Annotated in this window: 22 protein-coding genes; 10 read left to right on the plus strand and 12 right to left on the minus strand. The window is 39.6% G+C overall.

The window, feature by feature from the left end:
- Positions 1-70: 70 nt before the first annotated feature.
- Complete coding sequence (locus AC2D3N_RS14355; protein ID WP_484691252.1) at positions 71-1,756, plus strand: GUN4 domain-containing protein; 1,686 nt, start codon at positions 71-73, stop codon at positions 1,754-1,756.
- Between the two features lie 233 nt (positions 1,757-1,989).
- Here AC2D3N_RS14355 and AC2D3N_RS14360 read toward each other — a convergent pair whose 3' ends face one another.
- Positions 1,990-2,529: a hypothetical protein gene (locus tag AC2D3N_RS14360; protein WP_484691253.1), complete on the minus strand. Its 540-nt coding sequence runs from the start codon at positions 2,527-2,529 to the stop codon at positions 1,990-1,992.
- Entirely contained in the window at positions 2,526-3,884 is a 1,359-nt protein-coding gene (gene miaB, locus AC2D3N_RS14365) for a tRNA (N6-isopentenyl adenosine(37)-C2)-methylthiotransferase MiaB (protein ID WP_079681350.1), read from the minus strand. Before miaB ends, AC2D3N_RS14360 begins: the two co-directional genes overlap by 4 nt.
- Before the next feature lie 107 nt (positions 3,885-3,991).
- On the opposite strand from miaB, the gene AC2D3N_RS14370 reads away from it, so the two are divergent.
- Entirely contained in the window at positions 3,992-4,159 is a 168-nt protein-coding gene (locus AC2D3N_RS14370) for a hypothetical protein (protein ID WP_484691254.1), read from the plus strand.
- Positions 4,160-4,171: 12 nt separating this feature from the next.
- Here the strand turns inward: AC2D3N_RS14370 and AC2D3N_RS14375 are convergent, their stop codons facing one another.
- The 6 genes from AC2D3N_RS14375 to AC2D3N_RS14400 all read right to left on the minus strand — a co-directional run bounded on the left by AC2D3N_RS14375 (position 4,172) and on the right by AC2D3N_RS14400 (position 8,517).
- A complete protein-coding gene (locus tag AC2D3N_RS14375; RefSeq protein WP_484691255.1) occupies positions 4,172-4,558 on the minus strand; it encodes a type II toxin-antitoxin system VapC family toxin in 387 nt (128 codons plus the stop codon).
- 2 nt (positions 4,559-4,560) lie between these two features.
- Positions 4,561-4,782 carry a type II toxin-antitoxin system VapB family antitoxin gene (gene vapB / locus AC2D3N_RS14380; RefSeq protein WP_231516612.1) on the minus strand — a complete coding sequence of 74 codons (222 nt, stop codon included), beginning with the start codon at positions 4,780-4,782 and terminating at the stop codon, positions 4,561-4,563.
- A gap of 48 nt (positions 4,783-4,830) precedes the next feature.
- Positions 4,831-5,574, minus strand: coding sequence for a Uma2 family endonuclease (locus AC2D3N_RS14385; RefSeq protein WP_484691256.1), 744 nt, complete (start codon positions 5,572-5,574; stop codon positions 4,831-4,833).
- 111 nt (positions 5,575-5,685) lie between these two features.
- Positions 5,686-7,599: a S9 family peptidase gene (locus AC2D3N_RS14390; protein ID WP_484691257.1), complete on the minus strand. Its 1,914-nt coding sequence runs from the start codon at positions 7,597-7,599 to the stop codon at positions 5,686-5,688.
- Positions 7,600-7,708: 109 nt separating this feature from the next.
- Positions 7,709-8,128: a hypothetical protein gene (locus AC2D3N_RS14395; RefSeq protein ID WP_484691258.1), complete on the minus strand. Its 420-nt coding sequence runs from the start codon at positions 8,126-8,128 to the stop codon at positions 7,709-7,711.
- Positions 8,107-8,517 carry a HEPN domain-containing protein gene (locus AC2D3N_RS14400; RefSeq protein ID WP_484691259.1) on the minus strand — a complete coding sequence of 137 codons (411 nt, stop codon included), beginning with the start codon at positions 8,515-8,517 and terminating at the stop codon, positions 8,107-8,109. The genes AC2D3N_RS14395 and AC2D3N_RS14400 overlap by 22 nt, the downstream gene beginning before the upstream one ends.
- Before the next feature lie 195 nt (positions 8,518-8,712).
- Here AC2D3N_RS14400 and groL point away from each other — a divergent pair, with 195 nt between their 5' ends.
- Positions 8,713-10,389: a chaperonin GroEL gene (gene groL, locus AC2D3N_RS14405; protein WP_484691260.1), complete on the plus strand. Its 1,677-nt coding sequence runs from the start codon at positions 8,713-8,715 to the stop codon at positions 10,387-10,389.
- Between the two features lie 422 nt (positions 10,390-10,811).
- The gene (locus tag AC2D3N_RS14410; RefSeq protein WP_484691261.1) at positions 10,812-14,354 is read left to right on the plus strand and encodes a WD40 domain-containing protein; all 3,543 of its coding nucleotides are present in this window, start codon (positions 10,812-10,814) and stop codon (positions 14,352-14,354) included.
- Between the two features lie 3 nt (positions 14,355-14,357).
- Here the strand turns inward: AC2D3N_RS14410 and AC2D3N_RS14415 are convergent, their stop codons facing one another.
- The 3 genes from AC2D3N_RS14415 to AC2D3N_RS14425 form a co-directional block, all read right to left on the minus strand.
- Positions 14,358-16,025 (minus strand): efflux RND transporter periplasmic adaptor subunit, encoded by a 1,668-nt coding sequence (locus AC2D3N_RS14415; RefSeq protein ID WP_484691262.1) that lies wholly within the window; start codon positions 16,023-16,025, stop codon positions 14,358-14,360.
- Between the two features lie 115 nt (positions 16,026-16,140).
- Positions 16,141-17,076, minus strand: coding sequence for a cysteine synthase A (gene cysK / locus AC2D3N_RS14420; protein WP_079681360.1), 936 nt, complete (start codon positions 17,074-17,076; stop codon positions 16,141-16,143).
- A gap of 59 nt (positions 17,077-17,135) precedes the next feature.
- Entirely contained in the window at positions 17,136-17,573 is a 438-nt protein-coding gene (locus AC2D3N_RS14425; protein ID WP_079681361.1) for an RrF2 family transcriptional regulator, read from the minus strand.
- A gap of 100 nt (positions 17,574-17,673) precedes the next feature.
- Between AC2D3N_RS14425 and AC2D3N_RS14430 the strand changes: the two genes are divergently transcribed.
- The 5 genes from AC2D3N_RS14430 (at position 17,674) to AC2D3N_RS14450 (ending at position 23,870) form a co-directional block, all read left to right on the plus strand.
- Complete coding sequence (locus AC2D3N_RS14430; protein WP_484691263.1) at positions 17,674-19,809, plus strand: SpoIIE family protein phosphatase; 2,136 nt, start codon at positions 17,674-17,676, stop codon at positions 19,807-19,809.
- A 154-nt stretch (positions 19,810-19,963) separates the two neighbouring features.
- A complete protein-coding gene (locus tag AC2D3N_RS14435; protein ID WP_484691264.1) occupies positions 19,964-20,557 on the plus strand; it encodes an REP-associated tyrosine transposase in 594 nt (197 codons plus the stop codon).
- Between the two features lie 102 nt (positions 20,558-20,659).
- Positions 20,660-22,774 (plus strand): SpoIIE family protein phosphatase, encoded by a 2,115-nt coding sequence (locus AC2D3N_RS14440; protein ID WP_484691265.1) that lies wholly within the window; start codon positions 20,660-20,662, stop codon positions 22,772-22,774.
- A 110-nt stretch (positions 22,775-22,884) separates the two neighbouring features.
- Positions 22,885-23,478 (plus strand): slr1658 family protein, encoded by a 594-nt coding sequence (locus AC2D3N_RS14445; protein ID WP_079681364.1) that lies wholly within the window; start codon positions 22,885-22,887, stop codon positions 23,476-23,478.
- Positions 23,479-23,516: 38 nt separating this feature from the next.
- The gene (locus AC2D3N_RS14450) at positions 23,517-23,870 is read left to right on the plus strand and encodes a slr1659 superfamily regulator (RefSeq protein WP_079681617.1); all 354 of its coding nucleotides are present in this window, start codon (positions 23,517-23,519) and stop codon (positions 23,868-23,870) included.
- Between the two features lie 22 nt (positions 23,871-23,892).
- Here the strand turns inward: AC2D3N_RS14450 and AC2D3N_RS14455 are convergent, their stop codons facing one another.
- Positions 23,893-24,510 carry a LysE family translocator gene (locus tag AC2D3N_RS14455; RefSeq protein ID WP_484691266.1) on the minus strand — a complete coding sequence of 206 codons (618 nt, stop codon included), beginning with the start codon at positions 24,508-24,510 and terminating at the stop codon, positions 23,893-23,895.
- Between the two features lie 107 nt (positions 24,511-24,617).
- On the opposite strand from AC2D3N_RS14455, the gene AC2D3N_RS14460 reads away from it, so the two are divergent.
- Positions 24,618-25,355 (plus strand): HAD-IIB family hydrolase, encoded by a 738-nt coding sequence (locus AC2D3N_RS14460; protein WP_079681366.1) that lies wholly within the window; start codon positions 24,618-24,620, stop codon positions 25,353-25,355.
- The last annotated feature ends 24 nt before the right edge of the window (positions 25,356-25,379 follow it).

The raw sequence follows: 25,379 nt of genomic DNA on the forward strand, positions 1-25,379 counted from the left end.
TTGGTTGTTGTTGCTAAGACCTTTTGTAAGAGCGCGCTTAAGCGCAACAACGAGATCATAATCTGAAGTTGTGTTATTATCGGCTCAACAATATATTCCCTCTCCTGCGATGAGTTATTGTATGACCGTAGGATGTTCCCATCCAGAAAATCTCAACTCAGCCGAATATTGTCAAGGTTGTGGTCAATTTCTATTACTCCAAAATCGTTATCTCGCCATAAAACCTTTAAGTCGGGGCGGTTTTGGTCGGACATTTTTGGCAATTGATCAACAAATTCCGTCCCATCCCTATTGTGTGATTAAACAATTTTTTGTGCAATATGAAAACCCCCAGGATTATCAAACCGCCGCTAAATTATTTCGTCAGGAAGCAGTGCGTTTAGATCAATTGGGAAAACACCCCCAAATTCCTCAACTGTTGGCTAACTTTGAACAAAATCAACAATTGTTTATTGTCCAAGAATATATTCCGGGCAAAACCCTATTTGATGAGTTGAAACAAGATGGATTATTTACCGAACAAAAAATCTGGGAAGTTTTAAAACAAATTCTGCCTATTTTACAATTTATTCATGAACAGAATATTATTCATCGAGATATTAAACCTGCTAATTTGATGCGACGTTGTTCTCTCCCCGCCTCTGGGGACGACTCCTTAGATCCCGTGGTTGATTTAACCCAAATTCCTCCTACTATTCAAATGGGAGATCAAGAACAAGCTCAAATGAGTGCCAAACTCAAACAAAAAATTAGTGATATTTTTTCAGAGGAAAATTCTGACTTGAAAATCAGTAAAAATCTCAATAAAAATGATATTGTTTTAATTGATTTTGGCATCGCTAAACTATTAACAGGAACGGCTTTACTTGAGAGTGGAACTCGGATCGGAACACCGGATTTTGCTGCTCCTGAACAAATGAGAGGAAAGGTTTACCCCGCCAGTGATTTGTATAGTTTAGGGCTAACTTGTTTATATTTAATCACGGGAATTTCCCCCGGAAGATTATATGATGATCATGATGAAAAATGGAATTGGCGGAGTTATTTACCCCCTCAACAAGTTATTAGCGATCGCTTAGAAACCATTTTAAATAAATTAATTGCGATCGCCATTAATCAACGTTATAAATCCGCCGAAGCAGCCTTAAAAGCTATTCAATCTTCTGAAACGCCTGTGAATCTGGCGGTTAAACCTGTTATTCCTATTAGAAAAACATCTAAAAAAGTTATCCAGACTCCCGCTAAAACACCTAATTTATTAGAGAGAATTAAACAAAATTTAGGCTATCAGCCCTTAAATGATCCTTTAAAATCCGCCGTGGGAGTTGATTATACTCAACTCCAAACCCTCTTAGCTCAAAAACGCTGGAAACAAGCGGATCAAGAAACTTGGGCTGTCCTCTGTCAAGCCCTAAAAAAATCTAAAAAAACCTATTTATACGCCCAGGATTTAGTAAATTTACCCTGTGAAGATCTACAAACCATTAATCATCTTTGGGTAAAATATAGTAATAGTCGCTTTGGATTTAGTATCCAAAATCAAATTTATCAAACTGTCGAAGGAGATTATGGAAAATTTTGTCAGCAGGTGGGATGGTTAACCTATAATCCCCATAATCCTGATTATGGCATCGAATATAAAACATCCGCTCCTATTGGACATTTACCCACCCGCAATTGGATAGTTAGCACCGGAAAATGGTGGAAAAACCTAGAAATTTTAGCCGAAAAATTAGAAAGTTGTAAAATTAATTAGTAATGAATAAAAATCCAGTTTTTCCCAGAATACCTTCACCTTGATTATCCTTCTTTGTGTCTTCGTGCCTTTGTGGTTACTTTAAAAAGACTACGGTATTGTCGAAAAAATAGGGTTTTTATGGTATAGCAGTTGCCACATCTATTAGGACATTCTTGAAAGCTAAAAGCTACTTATAGTAAGTATTTACCTATTGCCCATTGCCCATTCCCTATTGCCTCTTGCTATATAATTTAATTAGCAGCAATCGGTTGTACAAACTGTTGATTGGCTCGCACAAAACAGTGGGAAGGAACGCTGGTTTGATCGGTTTTTTCAACATAAATCCAAGGTTGTTGTTTCGTATCGTAAACCACACCAAACCCCGCCGGGCCTAAATTAATTTCAAAGTCCTGTCCTGGGGGAAGTTTTCCAACCACAGGCCAATTTTCAATATTTAATTCGGTTTTATTACTGGGATTTTCTAATTGTGAATAATTGGTATTTCCTAACATCCGACAATCAATTCCTTGAATATTGGATTGGGTCGTTTCCCAGGAAGAATGGGGCGATCGCTGATAATCTCCATTCGCCCGAGGTTGGGGAATAGACCCCTCCTCTGTCTGGGTTTGGGTAACGGGAGACTCCGAACTTAATCCGCCGTTATCAAGGGGGACTTGGGAAGGTGTATTGAGGGAATTTTGACAAGCGATCGCCCGGACACCGATCCCCGTTAACACCAAACCCAAACCCAAAGATAAAATCACCGATCTTAAATCATTTTTAGCGGTCATACAGGTATACACAACTCAACAGGTTCCCCAGTTAAACTAAAGGGTCTTACCTGGGTTATTTTCACTTTCACCTGTTGACCTTTCAATTCCGCTAAATTTCCTGAGAAAAAGGTTAACCGATTTCCCCGGGTGCGTCCCATCACTTGAGATGGATCTTTAGAGTTTGTACCTTCGACTAACACTTCTTCAATTCTGCCCAAATAACGCTGGGAACGTTCAGCCGCCTTCACAGAAACTAAGCGATTTAATTGTTGTAACCGATCGGCTTTTACCTCCTCACTCAGTTGATTTTCCCATAACGCCGCCGGAGTTCCAGGACGGGGAGAATAGGCGGCGGTATTTAATAAATCAAAGCCAATATCATCGACTAATTTCATGGTATTTTCAAACTGTTCCTCGGTTTCCCCTGGAAAGCCCACAATCGCATCCGCACTAATAGAAGCATCGGGGATATATTCCCGAATGGTATGAATAATTTGGCGATATTTTTCCTGAGTATAACCCCGGGACATGGCTTTCAAAAGTTGATTATCTCCCGACTGAAAGGGAATATGAAAATGTTCACAAATTTTCGGAAGTTCTGCACAGGCTTGAATTAATCTTTTGGTAAAATAACGGGGGTGACTGGTGGCAAATCTAATCCGTTCGATGCCAGGAACATCATGAATAAAATATAATAAATCCGTAAAATTATATAAATTCCGACCTCCAGGACTTGAACCGGGCAAATCGCGGCCGTAGGCGTCAATATTTTGCCCTAATAATGTGATTTCTTTATACCCTAAACGGCTTAATTCTTCGATTTCTTCTCGAATGGCTTCCGGTCGGCGCGATTGTTCAATCCCGCGGACATTGGGAACCACACAATAGGTACACCGTTCATTACAACCATAAATCACATTAACCCAGGCTGTTACCTGACTATCTCGACGGGGTTTTGTAATATCTTCGATGATTTCTATGGGTTCTGTTGCAACAATTTGATTGCCTTGAAAGACCTGTTCTAAGAGGTCTTGTAAACGGTTAGCGTGTTGTGGCCCCATCACCAAATCCACTTCAGGAACCCGACGCAGTAGGGTTTCTCCTTCCTGTTGGGCAACACATCCGGCGACAATAATGGTTAAATTTGGTTCTTCTTGTTTGCGTTTTGCCTGTCTTCCTAAATAGGAATAAACCTTTTGTTCGGCATTATCTCGAATCGTACAAGTGTTATAAAGAATCACATTGGCATCATTGGGATCTTCGGTAAAATCAAAGCCCATTTCTTCTAAAACGCCAGCCATGCGTTCGGAGTCGGCTTTGTTCATCTGACAGCCGAAAGTTGTAATATGATAACGTTGGGAATTTGTAGTCATCGAATTTTAGAAGTCTCCTATCTCTTGAGAAAGGTTAAATTTAGCCTTTCTACAGAATTTATTATAATTCATTTTGTCTATTTTTGTGATCTTTACGGTTAAAAACGATGAAACCCAAACAGATTGTTTACATGATAGCTGCTATTTCGATTATTGGGTCTTTCGTATTAACGACTCAAAATCCAGCTTTGGAATTATCATTTTTAGTCGGATTTTTATTAGCAATTTTAACCAAAGGAATTAGAAAACGGCGTTCTGTGTCTAACAATAAATAATACAATTCTGTTTTATTTCCATATCCTCTGAATTGGGTAATAATCAAAAGCTGAATCACGACTAATTAAAATAAGAGAATGATTTATCGCTTGTGCAACAAGAATGCGATCAAAAGGATCTCGATGATGCAGGGGCAAGTTAATATAGCACTCTGTATCAGAGAATGTAATAGATAAAACCTCTATTTTTAGTTGTTGTAACACTCCCTCTAGCTCAGAAAAAGAGTTTTGCAACCTGAGTTTTCCTAGATTAATCTTAATTGAAATTTCCCACAGGCTGGCAATACTCAGGCAAAGAGTATTATTTGGATCTTCAAGAATTTCTGCCGCTTTATAACTTAATTCTTCGCTATTTTGAAAGTACCAAAGAAAAGTATGGGTATCCAATAAAATATTCATGTTTACATATAATCCTTTAAATCTTCCAAAGGTTCATCAAAATCATCTGCCATCCAGATTTTACCTTTCCAAATTCCAAGTCCTCCTCGCTTGGTAGGTTTCTCCATTTGAGGTGTTTCCTCATTGTATCGGTTCACAAGAAATTCCGTATAGTCAAGCACGGCTTGTTTAACAGATTCAGGTAATTTTTCGACATTTTTTAAGATCGCTGTTTCTATGATCATTTTTCACTATCCTCTAAATAAATTTGAGAAAACGTCGATAAAAGAGGGTTAAATCTCTCCAATCTCTAAACCTAACGCTTCAGCAATTTGTTCATTCGTTAACCCCATTTCTCGTAACCGAGGAATAGCATTTCGCCGAGATTGCTCCGCCCGTTCAGCCCGTTCTTTTCCCGTTGGAATAATAACACCTTGATCATCACACCACCGCAACCAAAGATCCTGTTTTTCTTCATATATTCCTGACCAAATTGTTAATCCCAAACCAACTTGTTCTAACCAAAATATTGATTGATTTTCAATTAACGTTGGTTCTAATGCTTGATAGTTTCCCTCCCGTAAGACGTAAACTCGTAATAAAATATCGCCCAATTGTTGTAATGGGTCAAACACAACATAATAGGTGACCCGCATCCGGGCATAATTAATTAACTTACTCCCGAGTTCATTTCCTTCTTGATTAGAAACAATTTCAATCACCACATCGGGCGGTTTCCCAAACTCCCAAATAAAATAAGTCCGATTTCGTTTTTCTCGAAAATCTGGTGGGACTTCCACATCTAAAGATAAAAATACATCGGGTACAATGGGAGGATGACGAATTGCAGAGAAAATCCCTACATTTGCATCCGCTAAAAATGTTGAATTTTCTCCCAATCTTTGCCAAGAACTATATAAACATTCAACTAATAAACGCTGTAACTTTGCAGATAGAAAATTATCCACAGGAGTATCATCCTCGGTAATAACTTCTGTTAAATCAATTGTTGGAGGTTGAATTGGTGTGACAGACATAATGGCTGATGATATCTGTTTATACACTATTATACAATATTTTTAAAAGTGCGTGTTTTTTTATTTAATTTTTAATTAATTTAGTAGTGATGGGCGAAGCCCATCCTACATTTATTTTGCGGGTTCAAAATTGAAGACTTTGGCATAAAAATTAAATTCACCATCAATGGCGCATTTAATATTTTCGGCTTTTCTGAAACCGTGTTGCTCTCCTTCAAACAGAACATATTCTACGGTAACACCCTTAGCTTTTAACGCTTCTACCATCATTTCTGCTTGGTTGGGAGGCACAATTTTATCCTCTGATCCTTGAAAAAATATCACCGGACAGGATAATTGATCAACGTGATAAATCGGAGAACGCTGTTGATAAATAGCCTTTTCTTCAGGATAAGCTCCAATTAATTTATCCAAATAACGGGATTCAAATTTATGGGTATCCGTTGCTAAAGCGGCTAAATCACTGACTCCATAATAACTCGCCCCCGCCTTAAATACATCCTTAAAGGTTAAGGCGCATAAAGTGGTATAACCCCCCGCACTTCCCCCCGCAATTGCCATGCGATTTCCGTCCACTAAACCCTGTTCTGCCAGATATTTCGCCCCGTTACAACAATCATCCACATCCACAATTCCCCAACTTTTATTTAACCGTTGACGGTACTCCCGTCCATAACCCGTACTTCCCCCATAATTGACATCTAAAACGGCAAATCCTCGACTTGTCCAGTATTGAATTTTTAAGCTCAAACTACTAGAAGTTGCTGATGTTGGCCCCCCGTGACTTTTCACAACTAAAGGCGGTTTTTCTTCCTCTGAAACTTGATAATCTTTGTTTTGAGGAGGATAGAAAAATCCATAGGCGGTTTTCCCATTTTCTGTCGGAAATTCTATGGGTTGAGGGACGGATAAATAGCCTTTATCCAGTACAATTTGACTGGAACGCCGTAATACTTCTAGTTCTCCTGTTTCTAAATTAAGCCGTACAATAGCACTGCTTTCCGTAGGAGAACTCCCAATAAATAAGACTTGATTTCCAGAAACGGTTAAGCTATCAATTGCAGTATAAGGAATATCAATATCCTCTAATTTATGAGTTTGAGTATCTAAACTCGCTAGATAGGAAGTACCATTTTTACTGTAGGTACAAATAATTTTTTCTGCCGAACTAAACCCATAGGTTGACATGGAAAATACCCAAAGGGGTAAACCAAATTCCGCCGCCATGGGATATAGGGGTTCTATCTTTCCAGTATACCGATATAGGTTCCACCAATTTGAGCGATCGCTAACAAAATATAAGATTCCATCCGGTGACCATTGGGGTTGAAAAATCGATTCTTCTAAACCCCCCGCAATTAATAGTTTTTCTCCTAATAACCCCTGGGAATTAACCTCAGCCACCCATAATTCCGTCCCATCCCAAGGCATATTCGGATGATTCCATGAAATCCAAGATAATTTGTTACCATCAGGGCTTAAACGAGGAAAAGCATAAAAATCATTTCCCTCAATTAAAACCCGAATATCCTCACTATTATTCAGATTAATACTAACAATTGTATTAACAGGTTCTCCCCCTTGAGTATGATCTTCTCGGACACAAATTAACCGTTGATTTTGAGCATCAATTATCCCATCTGCATAACGATATTCTGCTTCTGGAGTAATAGGTTCTGGAGTAATTTGATGAGGGGTATTTTCCCCTTGAATTTTCTGTTGATAAAGACGTTGATCAACGAAATTAGAAAAATAAATATTTCCTTGAGTAACAATATAGGAACCCCCACCATATTCATGCACACGAGTTCTAACATTAAAAGATTGAGGTGTCACATCATTTAATTGATTATCAGAAGTCAGACGAACAATCACACTGCGTCCCGCTTCTGATGGACGACCTTCTATCCAATAAATATTATCTCCATCCCAGCTTACTCCCCCCAGTCCAACGGTTCCTTCTACCATTAAATCGGCGGTAATGGGGGATTTCCAAGACCCGTATTTTGCAGTTTTTTTGCTCATATTTTGATTATCTGATTTTTGACAATATTAAAAATATTAACACTTGTAGTGAGTCCTAAAGGACTCTGAGGCGTGAACGCCTCACTACTTAATTCAGCTATGTTCTACCCTATTCTGGTAAGATTCCGAGTTGTAAATTCACGCCAATTTGATAAATGTAAGCATCTTCAATCAAGATTCTATTAACCATACTATTGGTCATGCGTCTTCCTGATAAGTTGATATTCCAATGTTGCTGATCTTGACTTAAGCCCTGAATTAATTCATCTTGAGGACTAACAGCTACAATTCCTGTCCAATCAATTTTTAATTCTGGTTTGACTTCGCGAAAAACGGATAATATCTGCTCATAAGTTTTAAGTGATCCTACATCATCATACACAGGTAAAGCAAGTGTCAAGTGCCATATTTCCGGTTCTGACGCATACAGCCACAAAGCCGAATGAACTGATAAACCTGCGGTATTGAGAGCATCTATTAATCTTTGACCTTCTTCTATTTCTTGATTTACCAATGTTGCTGCAACCATTGTAAAACTCCGTGATTAGGATCGGTAATTGCTAAGTAAATATCGTGGGCTTTTTGTTGGTTATTTTTTTTATAACGGCTTTCTTCTGACCAGTCTCTAACTTCTGACCATCGAGATGAAAATACTCGATCATTTAGTAGAGACTTTAATTCTCTATCAAGCCCAGCAACTTTCACCAGCTTTTCTAAATTATGGGTATAACTGTCCATAACCGTGTTCTTGTCAGGAAAATCATATTGCTGAGTTTTTTTGGCAATACAAGCCTTCAAAGCACATTCAATCACATAACCACTCAGATAGTAAGCACCGGAATATTGGTGATTGTCTAAAAGCACTTTTGCGTCTTGAAGTCGAGTAAGTGCTAATTCCTGGAAATCCTGTCTATTCAAAAAATTAGTATACCTCCAAAAAACTCGCCCTATTGATTATAGAACCCATTTTAATATCTTTTAAACTTGCCTTTTTCAATCAGCAACCGAACAGAGACAGATTAACCCGACCTACCGATAATGACGGATTTCCGAACTAGCACTCGAAACCCTTGAGTGCTAAAGTGGCTTATTGGTGATTAATGATATTGTAAGATGGCTAAAATTGTTTCGTTTGGTGAAGAATCCCGTAGAGCCTTAGAAAAAGGTGTGAATGCCCTAGCCGATGCGGTGCGAGTCACCCTTGGCCCCAAAGGTCGGAATGTCTTATTAGAGAAGAAATTTGGCGCCCCCGAAATCGTCAACGATGGGATTACCGTCGCTAAAGAAATTCAACTGTCCGACCCCCTGGAAAATACCGGCGCCCGACTGATGCAGGAAGTCGCCTCCAAAACCAATGAAGTCGCCGGAGATGGGACAACCACCGCCGCCATTTTAGCCCAAGCGATGATTCGTGAAGGGTTGAAAAACGTCGCAGCAGGCGCCAACCCTGTCGCCCTCAGACGGGGAATGGACAAAATTACTCAAATTTTGGTCGAGGAAATTCAGGCTATTGCTAAACCCGTAGAAGGGGATGCGATCGCTCAAGTCGCAACGATTTCGGCCGGAAACGACCCTGAAATCGGTCAAATGATCTCTTTGGCGATGGAAAAGGTGACGAAGGACGGGGTAATTACCGTTGAAGAATCCAAATCCATCACCACAGAATTAGATGTGGTCGAAGGAATGCAACTCGACCGGGGCTATATTTCCCCCTATTTTATCACCGATAATGAACGGATGGTGGTAGAGTTTTCTAACGCCAGAATTCTGATTACTGATAAAAAAATTAGTTCCATTCAAGACCTAGTGGCGGTCTTAGAAAAAATTGCCCGTTCGGGTCAACCTCTGTTAATTATTGCTGAAGATATTGATGGGGAAGCCTTAGCAACTTTGGTGGTGAATAAAGCCAGAGGCGTGTTAAATGTGGCGGCTATTAAAGCCCCCAGTTTTGGCGAACGTCGCAAAGCTTTATTACAGGATATTGCGGTTTTGACGGGCGGACAATTAATTTCTGAAGAAGTGGGATTAAGCTTAGATACCGTTTCTTTAGAGATGTTAGGAACGGCCAGCAAAATTACCATTGAAAAAGATAATACGATTATTGTTGCCGATAGCACCACTCAATCGGATGTGAAAAAACGGGTTGAACAAATTCGCCGTCAACTGGAAGAAACCGACTCTGAATATGATGCGGAAAAACTCCAAGAGCGAATTGCGAAATTAGCCGGAGGGGTGGCTGTGATCAAAGTGGGAGCCGCCACGGAAACGGAAATGAAATCTCGGAAACTGCGGATTGAAGATGCCTTAAATGCCACTAAAGCCGCCGTAGAAGAAGGGATTGTTCCTGGGGGCGGGACAACTTTAATTCATCTGGCGAAAAAAGTCGATGAAATGAAAGCTCAACTCAGTGATGAGGAAAAAATTGGGGCGGGAATTATTGCCAAAGCCCTGGAAGCTCCTTTATATTATATTGCCAGTAATGCTGGAGCCGAAGGCGCTGTGGTGGTGGAAAATGTCCGCAATACCGAGTTTAATATTGGTTATAATGCCTTAACTGGAACCTATGAAGATTTAATTGCTTCTGGGATTATTGACCCGGCAAAAGTGGTACGTTCTGCCCTACAAAATGCTTCCTCGATTTCAGGGTTAGTATTAACAACTGAAGCCTTAGTGGTAGAAAAACCCGAGAAGAAATCCGCCGATATGGATGCTATGGGCGGCATGGGCGGTATGGGCGGTATGGGCGGTATGGGCGGTATGGGTGGCATGGGTGGCATGGGTATGATGTAATAAGAAACCTATCCTCGGCGATTAGAAATCGCGGCTATACAGACGAAACCCACCTTCGTGGGTTAGAAACCTGAGTTTTCTCTTAGGACTTGGTTTCTGTAGAATACTTTTAACTTACACCGCCGGGAAGTCCCCCGCTCTACCTGTACCCAGGTGAGCGGTGGGATCAAAGGCGGGTCAACGTAGGTACGGAGTTGACCAAATCTTTTTTTAGTATATAGAAGGCAGGGAATGGGGAATAGGAATAGAATAGGAATAGAATATCCCCGGCGATTGGAAATCGCAGCTACACAGACAAAACCCACCTTCGTGGGTTAAAAACCTGAATTTTCACAGACAAAACCATTAGTCCGCGAAGGCGGACTTCGTTTGTGTAGTAGCGAATTATATTCGCCGAATACTTGTAAAACTTGTAAAACTACATGATTGATTCTGTCTATCAAATTGGGGGAAGTTTAGCTCAAGACGCTCTGACTTATGTGGTGAGAAAGGCGGATTCTGATTTGTATGAGAAGTTGCAACAGGGGCATTTTTGTTATGTTTTAAATTCTCGGCAAATGGGAAAATCTTCCCTACTGGTTAAAACTCGTTATCGTTTACAACAAGAAGGGTTTCAATGTGCGACTTTGGATATGACTCGCATTGGTAGCGAAATGGTGACGGAACAACAATGGTATAAAGGAATAGTTACTGAGTTATGGCGCGGATTTAATCTTTTAGGTAAATTTAATTTAAAAAATTGGTGGAAAGATGAAGAAGATGTTTCTGTGATTCAACGTCTGAGTAATTTTATAGAAGATATTTTATTGGTGGAGTTTCCCGATCAAAAATTAATTATATTTGTTGATGAAATTGATAGTATTTTAAGTTTAAATTTTAAAGTAGATGATTTTTTTGCCTTGGTTCGGTTTTGCTATAATCAACGGGCAATTAATCCTGAATATAACCGCATTAGCTTTGCCTTATTTGGAGTTGCCACACCTTCAGCTTTAATTTCCGATCGCACTCGCACCCCCTTTAATATCGGAAAAGCCATTGAATTATCAGGATTTACCCTGAATGAAGTTCAACCTTTAATTGAAGGATTAGAAGCAAAAATTACTAATCCTAAAGCCATCATGGGAGAAATTATTGCTTGGACAGGGGGACAACCTTTTTTAACGCAAAAATTATGTCAATTAGTGATCAATTCCACGAAAGAAACAATTCATGAAATATTAACTATTCCCCCCGGAACCGAAGGATTTTGGGTAGAATCCTTAGTGCGATCGCATATTATTTATAAATGGGAATCCCAAGATGAACCAGAACATTTAAGAACTATCCGTAACCGCATTCAAAATAACCCCGATCACATTGGCAGAATTCTGGGAATCTATCAAGATATTTTGCAAAAATTAGAAGTTTTAACCGATGATAGTAACGAACAATCAGAACTCATATTATCCGGTTTAGTCATTAAACAGACCGGGTTTCTGCGGGTGAAAAATCGAATTTATCAAGAAGTCTTTGATTTAGATTGGGTTAACCAACAATTGAGTAACCTGCGGCCCTATTCTCAAGCCTTTGATGCCTGGGTAGAATCTCAACAAAAAGATAGTTCTCGACTATTACGAGGACAGGCATTAAAAGAAGCCCAAAACTGGTCAAGTGGTCGCAGTATTAGTGATTTAGATTATCAATTTTTGGCTAAAAGTGAAGAATTAGATCGGCAAGAAGTTCAACAAGCATTAGAAGCTGCCAGAATGCGGGAAGTAGAAGCCCGACTCACCCAAGAAAAACGAACAGCAAAATTGCAAAGGTTTTTACTTATATCGGTTAGTAGTGCCTTAGTAATTGCAATAGTATTAGGTGGAATTAGTTGGTTTCAATATCATCAAGCTAGGGTGAATGAACACCAGTCAAAAACCAACGAAGTTAAGGCTCTTAATCAATCTGCTGAATCCTTATTTGCCCTAAATCAAAGATTTGAAGCCTTAATTCAATCCATGAAATCCTATCGACAATTGCAAACCCTATCGGATGTGGATACAAAAATTCGCCAGAATGTAAAATTGACCTTACAAAAAGCTGTTTATGGGATTCAAGAATATAATCAACTGTTGGGGCACACCAGTATTATTCATACGGTAAAATTTAGCCCCAAAGGAGATTTAATTGCCTCTGGGAGTCAGGATAAAACCATTAAACTGTGGAAACCAGATGGCACACTTTGGAAAACCCTGGCCAGACACCAGGATGGAATTGTCGGTGTCGCCTTCAGTCCCCGTCAACCCCTTCTCGCCTCAGCTAGTTACGACAAAACTATTAAACTCTGGAACACCAATGGTACCTACTTAAGAACCCTGACCGGACATCGGGATGGGGTCGTGGCGGTAAGTTTCAGTCCGACTGAGGATAAACTGATTTCTGCGAGTTTTGATCAAACCCTGAAATTATGGACAACAGAGGGGAAACTCTTAAAAACCATCGCCGCCCATACCAATAAAATTAAAACCGTTGTCTTTAGTCCCAATGGTCAGGAATTTGCCTCGGGAAGTGCCGATAATACGGTTAAAATTTGGACATCCGATGGCACACTATTGAAAACCCTCACCGGACATCAGGCTGAAATTATGTCGGTGGCTTGGAGTCCCGATGGTCAAACCCTAGCCTCCGCCAGTCGAGATAAAACGGTTAAATTGTGGAGTTGGGAGGGGGAGTTAATCCATACCTTCGGCCCCTTTGAGGATGAAGTATGGGGTGTGACCTTTAGTCAAGAGGGCAAATTATTAGCAGCGGCAATTCGTAATCAACAAATCCAAATCTGGCGTAAAGATCCCACAACTTCCTCGTATAACCCCTATAAAACATTATGGCAACATCAGGCAGAAGTGAGTGATGTTGCCTTCAGTCCCGATGGTCAAACCATTGCTTCCGCCAGTTGGGATAAAAGCGTTAAACTCGCGAAAACCGGATATTCTTTGGTGATGCCCTTGATAGGACATCAAGATACGGTTTGGGGCATTGCCTTTAGTCCCGATGGTCAAACTATTGCTTCATCTTCCCTGGATAAAACCATTAAACTCTGGACAAAGAAAGGGCGATTATTACAAACTCTAACTGGACATGAGTTGCGGGTGAATCAGGTAGAATTTAGTTCCGATGGTCATTGGTTAGCTTCAACCTCCGATGATGGCACGATTAAACTGTGGAAAAAAACTGCTCAGGGACTGTTTGCCCCCCAGCCCGATAAAACCCTATTGGGACATATTTGGGGGGTTTGGGGCGTAAAGTTTACTCCCGACAATCAATCAATTGTTTCTGGAAGTTGGGATAAAACCGCTAGAATTTGGGGCATCGATGGCAAACTTCGCTATACCTTTAGCGGTCATCGAGGTCAGGTTTGGAGCATTGTCATTCAGTCAGAGGGTAAATGGGTTGCTTCAAGTTCCGATGATAATACAATTAAACTCTGGAAATTCAACGGTCAACTGTTACAAACCTTAACTGGTCATCAAGATGGGATTTGGGGACTGGCTTTGAGTCCCGATGGACAGATTTTGGCCTCCGCCAGTCGAGACGAAACCATAAAATTATGGCGTTGGAGTCCTAGGATTAAATCTTTTATTTATGAAAATACCCTCAAGGGACACACCGCCAACGTGATGGCCGTCGCCTTCAGTCCTGACCAAAAATTATTAGCATCTGTGAGTCAAGATAAAACGATTAAACTTTGGAAACTCGATGGTACTTTAATTAAAAGTTTGAATGGTCATAATGGTGAAGTTTATAATGTTAAATTTAGTCCCGATGGTCAAACTCTGGCTTCCGTGAGTGAAGATAAAACGGTGCTGTTATGGGATTTAGATCAAGTTTTAAACTTGAATGAATTCGCCTATGCTTGTAACTGGATAAAGGATTATTTAAAAAACAATACACAATTGAGTTCCGAGGATAGAATGTTATGTCCATCCCGCCCCTAGGGATTATTTATCTATTTTCTCCTTAAAAATAGCGTCTAATTTTTGTCCTTTGGGTAACTCAATAAACACCCGATCTCCGGTTTGTAAACCTTTTAAAACCTGAATTTGATTCCCGATTTGGGAACCCACGGTAACCGGGTGGAATTGGGGTTTATTATTGGCATCAGGAAGTAAAACCCCCGCTTGACCTTTATTGGTAACAATGGCCACGGTGGGAACCACTAACGCCTGTTTGAGTTTCTCCCCAAGAAAACGTAAATCCACATTCATTCCTGACTGAAGTTGATCTTTTCCGGTTTCGATGATAATTCGAGCTTGAAATAACGTTACATCCCGTTCTTTTACCGCTTCGGGTGCAACAATATTAACTCGACCTTCAAACACCTGATCGGGATAGGAGTCGGCAATAATTTCCACGGGTTGATTGGGTTTAATTTGAGAAATATCCGCCTCGGGAATTTTCGCTAAAACTTCTAAATCTTTGGCTAAGGCTACAATTGATGTGGAAGTGGCAGAAGTGGCATCGGAAGCCGAAGTCGCTGGAGTTACAAAGGCGCCTTCCACGGCATAACGTTGGGTAATAATTCCTGAAAAGGGAGCGCGAACTTTGGTATCTTCGAGTTGCACTTGATAGAATTTTACCTGTCCTTCGGCTTCGGAAACTTCCGCTTTTGCCGCGGTAATTTCTTCTGAACGAGTGCCATTTTTTAACTGATTTAATTTACTTTCGGCTTCCGCAACTTCCGCTTCTGAACGAGCAATTTCTTCTGAACGAGTGCCATTTTTGAGTTGATTTAAGGCTTGACGTTCCTGTTCGACATTGGCTTGTCGTTGTTGAATTTGCGATCGCTGAACTTGTTGTAATTGTTCTAAGCGTTGTTCCGCTTCATTTTGTAAGGCTTCTAACCGTCGTTGATCGCGCAAATATTCATCTAATCGATCCTGAGAAATTGCCCCTTCGCCTTTCAAATTTTGATAGCGTTGTACCCGTTCCGTCGCTAATTGTAATTCGGCTTTGTTGGCATCAATTCTCGCTCTGGCTTGAGCAATTTCATCATTTAAACTTCCTGATTTAGCATCTTTTAACCGAGATTCCGATTCTTTTAATCGAGCATTCGCTTGAGCTATTTCTTCGGGACGACTCCCCGATCGCAGTTGGGCTAAATTGGCTTTCACCTGATTTAAACGAGCTTGAGCTTGATCAATTTCCTCCGGCCGGGTTCCGGTTTGCAGCTTGTCTAAATTAGCTTTAACCCGATCTAAACGGGCTTGAGCTTGCAACAGTTGAGCCTCAATTTCCCCACTTTCCATCCGCGCCACAATATCACCAGCTTGGACAATATCCCCCTGTTCCACATACAATTGCGCTAACCGCCCTTGGGTTTTGGGGCTGAGGTTAACCCGGCGCACGGGCTGAATTACTCCACTGGCGGTAATTTTCACCGTCAAATCCTTGGCTTCCACCGGAACTGTGAGGGCAGCGATCGGGTCTGGTTTGTTTTGGGTACGACTGCGGGCTAAATAAAAGGTAGCGGTCAGGGTTAGGAGTCCCGTAACCAAAATTGCAACCATCCAAGGTTTCCATCGCCTTCGGGGAACTTCCGAGAACTGAACGGGATGTTTTATCTCCCCATTGCGTTGAGCAATTTCCTCTTTTGGGCCAGTTAACATAACAGATGCGGGTGCGGGTTGATCTAGTGACAGAATCAGCCCCAAAGTTCGGGACTTGATTCTGTCACTAGATCAATTCTAACGATTTTCGTTAATATTTCTTGACTGTTAACCGTCAACCCTCTTGGAATAAGGGTGTACTCAAATAACGTTCCCCAAAACTCGGTTGAATCAAAACAATTAGTTTGCCTTGATTTTCAGGACGTTTACCCACTTGAATCGCCGCATATAAGGCCGCCCCGGTGGAAATTCCTGATAAAATCCCTTCTTCCCGGGCAATCCGACGGCCGAAAATCATGGCATTTTCATCAGTAACTTGAATCACTTCATCAATGATATCTACATTCAAAACCGGAGGAATGAACCCGGCTCCAATCCCTTGAATTTTATGGGGGCCCGGTTTACCCCCTGATAAAATCGGACTATTGGCGGGTTCGACTGCGATCGCCTGAAAATCCGGTTTGCGTTGTTTCAGGACTTCCGCCACCCCGGTTAAGGTGCCTCCGGTTCCCACCCCGGAGATTAAAATATCTACAGAGCCATCGGTATCGGCCCAGATTTCCTCGGCGGTGGTTTTGCGGTGAATTTGGGGGTTAGCCGGATTCTGAAATTGTTGCAACATATAGGCATCGGGCAGGGTATCGACAATTTCCTGTGCCCGGCGGATACAGCCACTCATCCCTTCAATTCCCGGGGTAAGTTCCAGTTCGGCTCCATAGGCCTTTAACATCGCCCGCCGTTCTGAACTCATGGTTTCGGGCATGGTTAAAATTAAACGATAGCCCCTAGCGGCGGCCACCATGGCCAAGGCAATTCCCGTATTACCCGATGTTGGTTCAACTAATACGGTCTTACCCGGGGTGATCAGTCCTTCTTTTTCGGCGACATTAATCATATTGACCCCAATCCGATCCTTGACCGAAGCCGCGGGGTTCATGCCTTCTAATTTGACCACAATTTGAGCCACACACCCTTCCGCCTTGGGAATCCGGTTGAGTTGGACTAGGGGAGTGTGACCGACTAATTCCGTAATGTTATGGGCGATACGCATATTGACTCGAAGATAAAGAACATTGATACAAATTGTTTGAGGAACTCATCCCTAAGCCTTCAGATGTAGTACATGATATCCTTCTGCTGTCGGGCATCCCTTTGTTCACAAAGGTCTTTCAAGCTGTATTTTTGTAATACAGAATTCGCCATTTGCTCTGCTTCTTGCCAAAATTCCCAGATCACTGTACCTTCAACGGTATGAGGGCAGGAATTCTGAGGAGACGCTTCAGGATCTGATCCTTCTAAGCAGTTCACCACATCAAACAGAGTAATTTTCCCGGGTTCCTTCCCCAGATAATATCCACCTTTAGAGCCTCGTTGACTGCGAACAATACCACTGCGCCGCAAGGTCGCCAGCAATTGTTCCAGATAGCGATCGGGAATGTTATGCTGGGCTGAAATTTGCCGCACTTGCCTAGGTTCAGGGTTATCATAGTGAGTTGCCAACTCCATCAGGGCGAGAAGGGCATACTGACTTTTACAAGAGAGTTCCACGCAGAAATCATTCAAAAATGTTTCACTGTTCTAGTATACTCCGGTTCTCCCCTCGGAATTTGTTGGTTTGGCGACGTTATACCCGATACAAAATAGGTCTATGAATTTTTCTAGCAAAACTCCCTTTAGGTTTCAGCCTGCTGGCAAAATCCGATTAAAAACAGCTTTGGTATTTCCGTTTATTTTGCAGATTACAGTCGCCGTAGGATTAGTTGGTTATTTTTCCTTTAGAAATGGTCAACAAGCGGTGGAAAATTTAGCCCAGCAGCTAATTCAAAGTGTTAGTGTGCGGATTGAAAATCATGTTTTAGAATATTTTAATAAATCTTTTCAAGTTCTCCGATTAACACAAGATAGCGTCGAAGCCGGAACATTAGATCTGAATGATTTTGAAGGGTTAAAACAGTATTTTTGGAATGTGGTAGCCGAGGGAGATTTAGAAAGTTATCTTTCCTACGGAAACGAACAGGGGGAATTTATTGGCGTTGAACATTTAGAAAATAATCAAGTTCAATTGAAAATTCGTACCTGGGAGACTGAACCGATCCGTGAAGTTTACCTCTTAGATCAATGGGGAAATCGGGCGGAATTATTAAAACAAGCCGAATATGATCCCCGTAAACGTCCTTGGTATCAAACAGCAAAACAGGCTCAAAAACCAACCTGGAGTTCCATTTATCCCTTCTTTTCTCGTCAAAATACAGATACGGCATTGGGAATGTCGGCGGTTTGGCCAGTATTTGATCGGGATAGAAATTTGCAAGGAGTTCTGTGTATTAATATTACTTTATTAAGAATTACAGATTTTTTAAAAAATCTTTATATTAGTCCCCATGGACAAAGTTTTATTATTGAACGTTCTGGCGATTTGGTTGTTAGTTCTAAGATTAAAAAACCCTTTAAAATTCAGGGAAAAGGAGAAAACGCAAAAATCGAACGTTTTCCCGCTAATCAAAGTGAAGATATTACGATTCGGAATACGGCCAATGCCTTGCTAAAAAAGTTTGGTAGTTTTGTGGCAATTCACAATAGTGAACAAGTTAAATTTCAGCAAAATCGCCAATGGTATTATGTTCAAATTTTGCCGATTCAAGACGGATGGGGAATTAATTGGTTAGTGGTGGTTGTGGTTCCTGAATCAGATTTTATGACGGAAATTAAACGCAATACTCAAATTACTATTGGGTTGTGTTTAATTGCCTTGGGATGGGCTACGGGAATAGGAATTTTAACCGCCCGTTGGATTACAAAACCAATTTTTCGACTGAATGAAGCCTCCCATAAACTAGCAGAAGGAGAACTAGACCAGCAAGTCACAGTAGGAGAGATTAAAGAGTTAGAAATCTTAGCAAATTCTTTTAATGGAATGGCGAGACAATTGAAAGATTCTTTTGATACCTTGGAAGAAAAAGTGAAGGAACGTACCGGACAATTGGCGGACGCCAATCAAGAAATTGGTACTTTAAATACTCGACTCAAAGCTGAAAATTTACGCATGGGTGCAGAACTCGATATTTTACAAGAAATGCAGCAATTAATTCTTCCTAAACCCCAGGAATTAGCGGAAATTCAAGATTTAGATATTGTCGGATATATGAAACCTGCTGATGAAGTCGGGGGCGATTATTATGATGTTTTGACTACCCATGGAGTTGTGACAATTGGAATTGGAGATGTCACAGGTCATGGACTAGAAAGCGGAATTTTAATGGTGATGATTCAAGCCGCAGTTCGGACATTAAAAGAAGTACAAGAACATGATCCTGTCAAATTCTTGAATACTTTAAATCGCATGATTTATTATAATATTCAACGAATGAATTCTGATAAAAATTTAACCTTGGCAATTTTAAATTACTCTGAAAATATATTGAGTATTAGTGGACAACATGAGGAAATATTAATTGTACGTCAAGGAGGAAATATTGAACGAATTAGTACAATGGATTTAGGGCTACCCATCGGCTTAGATGAAGATATTGCTGAGTTTATTAGTCATACTGTAATTACCTTAAATTCCGGGGATGGAGTGGTTTTATATACCGATGGTATTACTGAAGCCCAAAATAGCCAGAAAAAATTCTATGGACTGGAAAAACTTTGTATTATTATTAGTAAAAATTGGCATCAGAAAGCAGAAGCAATTAAAAATGCTGTGATTGAGGATGTAAAATCATTTATGGGTAAACAAAAGCAATTGGATGATATTACTTTATTAGTCATCAAAAAGAAATAACCCCGTTGTTGCGCCGTTGTTGCGCTGTTGTTGCGCTTCAGCGCACTCTTACAACATAGTTTATAATAGAATGACCCAACTATTGTTGTGAAGCACTGAATTTTGGGGGTTAAAGCCTAACAACAATTTTACTATAGATAATCACAGAAAAAAAATGTACGAGTATCGTAAACTCAACCCTGAACAACGGCAAAAATTAATAGAAGAACGCTTACAAAAGGGATATCCACGTCATAGTCCCCCCCATTTAATTGAAAATCAACCTTTTTATCTGTTAACAGCCGCTTGCTATGAACATCAACATCGTTTGCATACGGTCGCCCGTCGTCAACAACTTTTTCAGGAGTTATCAGAAGTATTAATTCAGGAAGAAATTGAAATTATAGCTTGGGTAATTTTGCCCAATCATTATCATATTTTAACATCAACTGTTGATTTTCAATGGTTAGGTAAACAGTTAAGATTAATTCATGGGAGAACGGCCCATCAATGGAATTTAGAAGATCAGGTCAAAGGTAAATTATGGTGTTGTTATAGCGATCGCGCTATTAGAAATAACCAACACTATTATCAAGTGATCAATTATATTCATTATAACCCGGTTAAACATGGCTTTACAGATTCCCCTTATTATTGGGAAAATAGTAGTGTTCATAGATATTTAGAAGAAAAAGGGAGAGACTGGTTAAGAAATTGTTGGGTTGAATATCCTGTGCGAGATTATGGTCAAAAATGGGATATTTGTTAAAAACCTGTTTAAGAGTGCGCTAAAGCGCAACAACGGCGCAACAACGGCGCAACAACGGCGCAACAACAATGGATGATTTATTCCCCTTTGCAAATAAAGCCTATGTCCAATCAATTTCTCTATCCTTGGGTTAAACCATTGTTAAAAAAAGTTTCTCTGAGAAATCTGCTGATTTTTCCCTTTGTTTTCCAAATTTTTATCGCCGTTGGATTAGTCGGTTGGTTATCATTTCAAAATGGACAACAGGCGGTTAATGATTTAGCGAATCAACTCCAAAATGAGGTTAGCTATCGCATTAGTCAAAAGTTAGATCATTATTTAGCATTGCCCATTCAGGTGAATGAAGTTAATGTTAATTTGCTCAATTTAGGAGTCTTGAATTTACAGGATTTGGACAGTATTCGACGCCATTTTTGGAAGCAGATGAAAGTCTATCCTTCCCTGGGTTATTTTAACTTAGGTACTGTAGATAATCTGTTTCTTGGAGTCGGTCGAGAAGATGATGGAACCCTCTATGTAGAATTAATGAAACCAACGGATAATTTTTATTATAACCGTTATTTATTAAATGATCAAGGTGATCCGACAACCCGGATTATCAGGGAGGAATATCTTTACAAAGAAGATAAATGGTATAGTGATGCAGTCGCGGCGGGAAAACCAATTTGGAGCAAAATTTATCAGTGGGGCGATCGCCCGGAAGTGATTTCTATTGCTTCTAGTTATCCTATTTATGATCAACAAAAAAACTTAGTCGGAGTGATCGGAATTGATCTGATTTTGACCCAAATTAGTAATTTCTTAAAACAGTTAGAAGTGACTCCTTCGAGTAAAATTTTTATTGTAGAACGCAATGGTTTAATTGTTGCGAGTTCCAGTGATGAAAAACCCTATTTAGAAGTCAACGGAGAATCTAAACGGTTGAGTGCTTTTCAGAGCCGTGATCCCTTAATTAAAGCATCGAGTCAATATCTCCTAAACCGATTTAGCGATCTGAGTAAAATTCAAACAAAACAGAGTATCAATTTTCAATTAAATGGGGAAAATATTTTTGTTCGGGTGCATCCTTGGCAAGATCAATTTGGCTTAAATTGGTTGATTGTGGTTGCCGTTCCTGAGTCAGATTTTATGAAAGAAATTGATAGGAATACCCACAGAACTATTCTGTTATGTTTAGTAGCATTAGCGATCGCAACCGGGATGGGAATTTTAATTGCCCATTGGATTACTGAACCGATTTTGAGATTAAATCGAGCTTCTCAAAAAATCACAACTGGGGACTTAAATCAAGTCGTTAAAGTTAAACGAATTATTGAACTGAGAGAACTGGCTAATTCTTTTAATAAAATGGCGGATCAACTTCAAGATTCCTTTGAAAATTTAGAACAAAAAGTTATAGAAAGAACGGCGGAATTAGCCTCTGCCCATGCTCAGATTTTAGTCTTGAATCAACGGTTAAAAGCGGACAACTATCGGATGAGTGGCGAACTAGATTTACTCAAAAGAATGCAACAGTTAATTCTACCCAAGGCTGAGGAATTAGCTTTAATTGAAGGATTAGAAATTGCGGTTTACATGGAACCTGCCTATGAAGTGGGAGGAGATTATTATGATGTTTTATATATGAATGATGTAGTTACTATTGGGATTGGAGATGTTACGGGTCATGGATTAGAAAGCGGAATTTTAATGGTAATGACCCAGGCGGCAGTTCGAGTGCTTAAGGAAATTCAAGAACGTGACCCAGTAAAGTTTTTAAATATTTTGAACCGAGCAATTTATCGCAATGTTCAACGCATGAATTCTGATAAAAATTTAACTTTATCAATTTTAAATTATAAAAATGGTCATCTGAGTATTAGTGGTCAGCATGAGGAAATATTAGTGGTGCGTCATGGAGGAAAGGTTGAACGAATTAATACCGCAGATTTAGGTTTACCCATCGGTTTAGATGAGGATATTTCGGAATTTATTGGTCAAGTTATGGTTGAATTAAAAGTCGGAGATATTATTGTTCTTTATACCGATGGCATCACCGAAGCTAGAAATATCAAAAAAGCTCAATATGGTTTGGAAAGACTTTGTGCAGTTGTCGGTAAAAGTTGGGATAATTCGGCGGAGAAAGTTAAGCAGGATGTGATTGCGGATGTTAAACTATTTATGGGAGAACAAAAACAGCTTGATGATATTACCCTACTGATTTTAAAGCAACGCTAACGGACATTATTAAGATAACACAAATTTTAGTTTTTATCAAGCAAAATCATGCTAGACTAGAGAAGGTGTTATTTCATAATCTGATTTGTTCTACTAAAGGTTAAATCGTTATGATCCAAATTTTTGGAGAATTTTTGCACCAATTTCCTCCCGATCATGATTCCTTAGAGTTGACCTTTACTCCCACATCCCGACCGATTAAACAGCGCTGGCGCAATAATCGATTATCGGCCCATTTTGTCGCCGATTACTTCTCATCCTTTTTACCCTTGGATGCCGATAATCCTACCAGGGAAAAACGGATTCAACAGGGAAAAGGAGCGGTGAGTTATGTCGCCAATGAGTTATTAGAAAATGCCATGAAATTTAATGATGAAAGTGTGAAATCTAAAATCAGATTTGGCATTCACTTTATTGAAGATGAACAGACGGTCACCGCCGCTATTTTTGCCACGAATTCAATTAGCTTAGAAGGAGCAAAAAAGTTTCAGGATTTTATTCAAGAATTATTGCATCAAGATCCAAATGAATTGTATTTTCATCAAGTTGAACGGAGTGTAGAAGATGACAGTGATAACGCTTCCGGTTTGGGTTTACTGACGATGATTAATGATTATCAAGCGCAACTGGGTTGGAAATTTGAATCGATCTCCAATCAAGTGACTCTGGTTTTAGTGACCACAATGGCTCAAGTAACCGTGTAGAATTAATGTATTTGCAGAATCAGATAGAGGTAGAAAAAATGGTAATCCAGGAAATTAAAGGTGAAGACCATATCGTTCAATACGATCCTGAATCCGTAACCATTTGTTTTCAAGGAGAACTCAGTTTAGGGGGGCCAATTGAATATAAACCGATTAAAGACTTACTCGAAGAAGTAACCGCCACGGAACCCACAATCATGACGCTGAATTTGAGAAGTCTATTATTTCTCAATAGTTCTGGGATTAGTTTATTGTCAAAGTTTGTTATGGGATTACGCAAAAAACCCAATATTCAATTAATTATTTTAGGATCTAAAGAAGTAGCTTGGCAAGATAAATCTTTACAGAATTTAAAGAAGTTTTTGCCTAGTTTAGAGTTAAAAGTTGAATAGTTTTTTATTATGCCTGTATCATTTAACCTTCTGTCATCAAACTGAATAATGCAGCTAAACCAAACCCAATAATTATAACTCCTGAAATCCGGTTAATCCATTGTAAAGTATGAGTGTTAATTCTATCCTGAAATAAACTAACCCCACTGACTAAGATAAACCACCATAATGCCGATCCTAAAAAGACTCCTAAAACCAGGGTTCCCGCATCCCAATAATTGTTTTTTATGCCTAAACCCAATCCAGCAAAAATAGCAATAAATGATAAAATAGTAATGGGATTAGTAATCGTTAGAAAAAAGGTTGAAGCATAAGCACTGATCATTTTTTTTGATGGGTTTGCCACTGCTTGTGTGGGTTTTTCTGAGGCTATTTTAAATCCTAAATAACATAAAAATAATCCGCCCATTAGTTTTAATCCCATTTGTTGACTCACCAAATAATTAGAAATGATGGTCAATCCAAATCCAGCAATAAAGCCATATAAGGCATCAGCAGTAGCAGCTCCTAGCCCGGTGAAAAATCCGGCCCAATACCCTTGAGACAAACAACGACGAATACACAAAATCCCGATTGGCCCAACGGGGGCGGCAATGGAAAAACCAATGATTAAACCTTTAGCTAAAAAACTGATATCCATAATCAATTTAAACAAAAAACTTAGATAGCCCTAAAGGGCTTACTACTGTGTGTCTGTTTGTCTTATGATGATCAATAGGCAGAATAATAATAACTCAAAACGCAACCATGATCACTAATAATACTTTGGTTTTAGCAACGGATTTAGATGGGACATTTTTAGGGGGTTCTCCACAGGAAAAACAGGAATTTTATAACTATTTGCAGTCAAAACGCGATCGCCTATTATTAATTTTTGTCACAGGTCGTAGTTTAGAATTGACCCTGCGTTTATATGAAGAAAAAAACCTGATCATTCCCCGACCGGATTATATTATTGGAGACGTAGGAACAACCGTTTATGAGGGAAAAACCTTAAAACCCGTGGCTCAAGTGCAAAATTGGATTGCTGATATTTGGGGAAATTCCAGCGAATTTGCTACCAAAATATTAGTCGATGAACCGGGATTAACCTTACAACCCCTATCCCCTGAGTATCGAGTTTCCTATTATTATAAACCCGATCAAAATCAAGATCGAATTGTTAAAAAAATTCAAGATGCCGGATTTGATTGTATTACCTCTGCCGATAAATATTTGGATATTTTACCTAAAGGTGTTGCTAAAGGTTCAACCTTGCTCAAATTAATGGATTTTCTAACAATATCTCCCCATCAAGTGATTACATCCGGGGATTCCTTAAATGATTTATCTTTATTTGAAACCGGACTTAAAAGTATCGCAGTTGCCAACTCAGAATTAAAATTATTTGAAAAAATTAAATCATTAAAAAATGTTTATTATAGTCAGTTTCCGGGAGTTACTGGAATTTGGGACGGAATTAAATATTATGATAAAACCTTCTAAGCTCCGATTGAGATTATAATTTAA

This window comes from Planktothrix sp. PLAVEN19ND (assembly GCF_057220675.1).